The 4,272-nt window shown below is 73.9% G+C and carries 3 protein-coding genes and 2 pseudogenes; 3 read left to right on the top strand and 2 right to left on the bottom strand.

Translation table 11 applies throughout. The annotated features are described in order from the left end of the window. Positions 1–577 (bottom strand): annotated as a pseudogene (locus ACFU8Q_RS39710) (hypothetical protein); the annotation flags it as partial. 390 nt (positions 578–967) lie between these two features. On the opposite strand from ACFU8Q_RS39710, the gene ACFU8Q_RS39705 reads away from it, so the two are divergent. The 3 genes from ACFU8Q_RS39705 to ACFU8Q_RS39695 all read left to right on the top strand — a co-directional run bounded on the left by ACFU8Q_RS39705 (position 968) and on the right by ACFU8Q_RS39695 (position 3,309). After that, on the top strand, positions 968–1,465 hold the full coding sequence (locus ACFU8Q_RS39705; RefSeq protein ID WP_384464574.1) for a SigE family RNA polymerase sigma factor: 498 nt from the start codon (positions 968–970) through the stop codon (positions 1,463–1,465). Continuing rightward, positions 1,458–1,856 (top strand): hypothetical protein, encoded by a 399-nt coding sequence (locus tag ACFU8Q_RS39700; protein WP_384464572.1) that lies wholly within the window; start codon positions 1,458–1,460, stop codon positions 1,854–1,856. Before ACFU8Q_RS39705 ends, ACFU8Q_RS39700 begins: the two co-directional genes overlap by 8 nt. Before the next feature lie 121 nt (positions 1,857–1,977). Further along, complete coding sequence (locus ACFU8Q_RS39695; RefSeq protein ID WP_384464569.1) at positions 1,978–3,309, top strand: hypothetical protein; 1,332 nt, start codon at positions 1,978–1,980, stop codon at positions 3,307–3,309. Positions 3,310–3,609: 300 nt separating this feature from the next. On the opposite strand, the pseudogene ACFU8Q_RS39690 reads toward ACFU8Q_RS39695, so the two are convergent. Beyond that, positions 3,610–4,150, bottom strand: a pseudogene (locus ACFU8Q_RS39690) (IS200/IS605 family accessory protein TnpB-related protein); the annotation flags it as partial. Positions 4,151–4,272 lie beyond the last annotated feature (122 nt).

Genomic DNA, 4,272 nt, shown 5'->3' with positions numbered 1-4,272 from the left:
GCTGCGGGGCGGTCCGCGACTGCGCGGGGACCTTCTTCGCCGGTGTGCGCGACGACGCGGTGAGCATCCGCTGCTGGTCGAGGAACGGGCGGATGCCTCGTACCTCCAGCGCCGCCAGCCACTGCAGCCGCAGCTGTTCGGCGCCGCCGGGCTGGCCGAGCGCGCCCGCGCGGCGGTGGGCGGCGGGCCAGTGCGACGCGGTGACCTTGGCGACCGTCGCCGTGGCCCCCGCGACCGCGACGACGGCGCCCGCGCCGAGGGCCGGCCCCGTCGCCGTACCGAACGCGACATCGGCGCCGAAGGCAGCGACCGCGGCAACTCCCGTGACCAGCAGGGGAGTCCCGAGTGCGGCCCGGCTGAACCGCTGCGACAGCGGCTGCTGCCCGGCCTCCGCCGCGTCCAGCGCCTGGACGTACGCGGCGTACTCGTCGGCCGCGGCGGCCGTCAGGGAATCGAGCGCCGACCGCCCGCGAGCTGTCAGCGCACCGGCGTCGGCCCGCCCGCCCGAGCGCCGTACCTCTTCCTCGACGGCGCGTACCAACAGCCCTTCGGCTTCAGCCCGATGGCTGTCCCGCATGTGAATCCCCCTCCGGATACGACGACGACACCCGCCTCGGCCGATATTGCCGCCCAGTGTCCTGCGTACGGCGCGACGGCGCGAGGGGGGCGAGGCGGCCGACCGGGCCTGAGAGAGGATGTGGGGTGTGCCGTCTCGCCTGGACCGTGAGACTTCCCCGTACCCGAGCCGCCATGCCGGTGGGCCGGCAATCCGTCGGCCGGTGGCGCCGGTCGGCTCGGGACTTTCGGCCGGCCGGGCCGCGGCGGCCGAGGCGCGGCGGCAGTGGCGTGCGCCGGTCCCGGGCAGCCGCGTGATGACCGTCACGCCGTTTTCCCGGGTCCGGTGTAGTCCGGACGCGGGGTGCCGGGCGTATGCCCGGTGAGACCGAGGAGAGCCAGGAGCTGTTTGTTGACCGTCGAGGAGTTCGAAGAGTTCTATGCGCAGACGGTCGCCCGGCTGACGGGGCAGTTGTTCGTGATGCTCGGTGACCGGCACGAGGCGCAGGACGTGGTGCAGGAGGCCTTCGTCAAGGGATGGAGCCGACGGCGTCACCTCGACCGTGACGAGCAGCCCGAGGCATGGATCCGTACGGTCGCCTGGCGGCTGGCGGTGAGCCGATGGCGCGGGCGGCGCCGCGCGGCGGATGCCTGGCGGCGCAGTGGTGCCCCGCCCCATGCGGAGCCGCCCGGCCCGGAGTCGGTGGCGCTCGTGGAAGCGCTCCGCGATCTGCCGGCCAAGCAGCGCCGCACGCTGGCCCTGCACTACGTATGCGATCTGACGGTCGAACAGATCGCGGCCGAGACCGGTCTGGCGGCCAGCACCGTCAAGACGCATCTCGTCCGGGGCCGGGCCACGCTCTCGCACCGCCTGCAGGATCCGCGTACCGAGGAGGGGCCCCGTGTCTGAAGCCGAGGACCCGTTGCGGTCCCTGTTCAAGGAGGCCGCGGCCACCGGCCGGTCCCACGCCCGGTCCGCTCCGCCCTCGTACATCACCGCGCGCGGGCAGCGCGTGCGCCGGCACCGGATTCTCGTGCTGGTGGTCGGCGCCTGCCTCGTCTTCTCCGGTACGGGCGCGGCCGTGGCGACGCTCCTGCCCGACAGCACGGGCACCACCGTCCCGGCCACCACCCCCTCCGCCCCGCAGCCCTCCCCGACGCTCTCCCCGCCCCGCACGAGCCCGCCGTCGACGAGCGCGCCCTCTCCCGACCGGAGCACCTCGGGCACACCGACCACCCCCGGCCGGAGCGTCTCGGAGACACCGGCCACGCCCACCCGGAGCGCCAGCACGCCCCCCTGACATACCGCCCGCATTCCACACCCCGGACCGTGCCCGCCGGGGCCGCTCGGGCCGTGCCCCGGACCGTGCCCGCCGGGCCGCTCGGCACGCGTACATCCGATCCAGGCCAGGAGATTCTGTTGTGACCCTTTCGCCCCCTCAGCGGCAGCGTGAACGCCTGCCCGCCCGGACCGGGACCGCTGCCGGGTCGCCCGGCGGCACGCCGTCACCCGGCACGACATCCTTCGGCGGGCGGTTCGTCCGGCTCTGCCGCCGGCTGGGGCCCGCCGACCGCGAGGTGCTGTGGCTGTACCTGCTGACCCGGGTGGGCATCTGGACCACCGCGTACTGCATGCGCTGGCTGTTCGCCGACGACCGTCAGAACCGCGCCCCCGCCTCGTTCTTCGCGCCGTGGCAGCGCTGGGACTGGTGGCACTACCTGCACATAGCCCAGGACGGCTACTTCCCGGGCGGGTCCGGCCCCTGGATATCCGAGTGGGACAACAGAGAAGCCTTCTTCCCCGGCTTCCCCTACCTGCTGCGGGCCGTCCACACCATCGTCCCGAGCTGGCCCGCGGCCGGCGCGCTGATCTCCTTCGTCGCCGGAGGCGTCGCCGTACTGGCCCTGGCCCGGATCGCCCGGCTGCACCTGGCGCAGAGGAGCGAGGGACAGCTGCCGCAGAACAATGCCGGCCGGCCGCAGCAGAACAACTCCGGCCAGCCGCCGCAGGAGAACGCCGGGCAGCGCGCCGCCTTCTTCTTCCTGCTCTCCCCGTGCGCGGTCTTCCTGGCCGCCGGCTACACCGAAGCGCTTTTCCTCGCCCTGGCCCTGCCGGCCTGGCTGGCCGCCCAGCGCCTCAACTGGCCGCTCGCGGCCGCCCTGACGTGCCTGGCCACCACCGTCCGGGTCAGCGGCCTCTTCCTCGCCGCGGCCCTCGCGGTCCACTTCCTGGTCACCGCCCGCACCCCCGCCCAATGGCGCCGTCTTCCCTGGCTGGCGCTGCCCGCCCTCCCGCCGCTGCTCCACAGCTGGTACCTGCACACACGCACCGGCGACTGGATGGCCTGGAAGCACGCGGAGGAACGCGGCTGGTACCGCGAGTTCCACGCTCCCTGGGAGGCGTGGCGGAACACCTGGCACGCGGCCTTCGGACACTCCCAGAGCACCGGGTACGCCCTGATGTCCCAGGCCGAACTCCTCACCATGCTGATCGGCATCGGCCTGTGCGCCGTCCTGATCCGGCAGCGGCGCTGGCCGGAAGCCGTGTACATCGCCCTGACCCTGTGGGCCCTGGGTACGTCCTACTGGTACACCTCCATCCCGCGCGCGACTCTCCTGTGGTGGCCCCTGTGGACCGGCCTCGCCGTCTGGAGCCTGCGGCGCCGCCACGTCACGACCGCCTATCTCGCCGTCGCGGCACCCCTGATGACCGTCTTCGCCGTCACCTTCCTCTCCGGACGGTGGGCGGGCTGACCCGGCCCCGGCGTCGCCCCCGATGCGCTGGGCATGCCCCCGCCGAGTGCGCAAGGATTGGGGCATGCCCGACCGACTCGCGCACGCCACGTCCCCGTACCTCATTCAGCACGCGGACAACCATTCCTAGCCGGTGTGCATGAGTGAGTCCTGGACCCACTGATGTGTACTGGGCGCATCCCGAACGGTGTTGGATGCGCTCGGTCCCCGCTTTCGCGTCCCGTTCGGCGGCACGTCTCTGGGGGCGTGGTCCGTTGTGGGTGGGCGGGTTCGTCACGCCCCCGTGCACCTGGCCCGGCCTGGGCTGGTAGGCGGCGAAGTGGTCGGCGTTGGTATCGACGCCGACCACGCCCCGGGCTCGGGCCGTCGCCAGCGCGATGGTGTGCACGACGGGGCGTTGCCAGGACGCGGTGAGGTACCAGCGGCCACGGTCCACGTCGCGGTGGATTCGGTAGGCCCCGGCCCGGTTCGCGGTGATGCGGTCGGCCCACTCCTGCCCCCGGTGCGCGAAGCCGATACGGGTGGTGAGGGTGTACCGGCCGTGCTTGGCGTTGGCCAGGTGTGCGAGCGGGGCGGGCAGTTTGATGCTGATCTCGCCGTCCGGGGTGACGCGGATTGTCTCGTTCCCGAACCGTTTCCCCGACTCGCCGTCGGCGGCGATGAACCACCGCTCCGCTTCCCAGCGTTCTCGCCACCGCTCTTCGGTCAGCCGGGCCCGGGTGAGGTGGTAGCGGGTGTTGAGGAGGCGCCTGCCGCCCCGCACGACCCGGACGCGTCCGGCCTGCCGGTCGGCGACAGCGGCATCATGCCGCGCTTCCAGCGCCGCGAGGCGGCGGGATCCGAGCGTGACCGTGCGGCGAGCGGCGGGGGGGGCGGGGGCCCCCCCCCGCCCCGTCGGGGGGGGTTAAGAGGGCGGGGGGCCCGGCGGCGGGGCCCCCCCGCCGCCCCCCCCCCCCGCGGCCC

The sequence above is a fragment of the Streptomyces sp. NPDC057543 genome (genome assembly GCF_042801895.1).
Lineage (GTDB): Bacteria > Actinomycetota > Actinomycetes > Streptomycetales > Streptomycetaceae > Streptomyces.
This window is presented reverse-complemented; position numbering and strand designations above follow the sequence as displayed.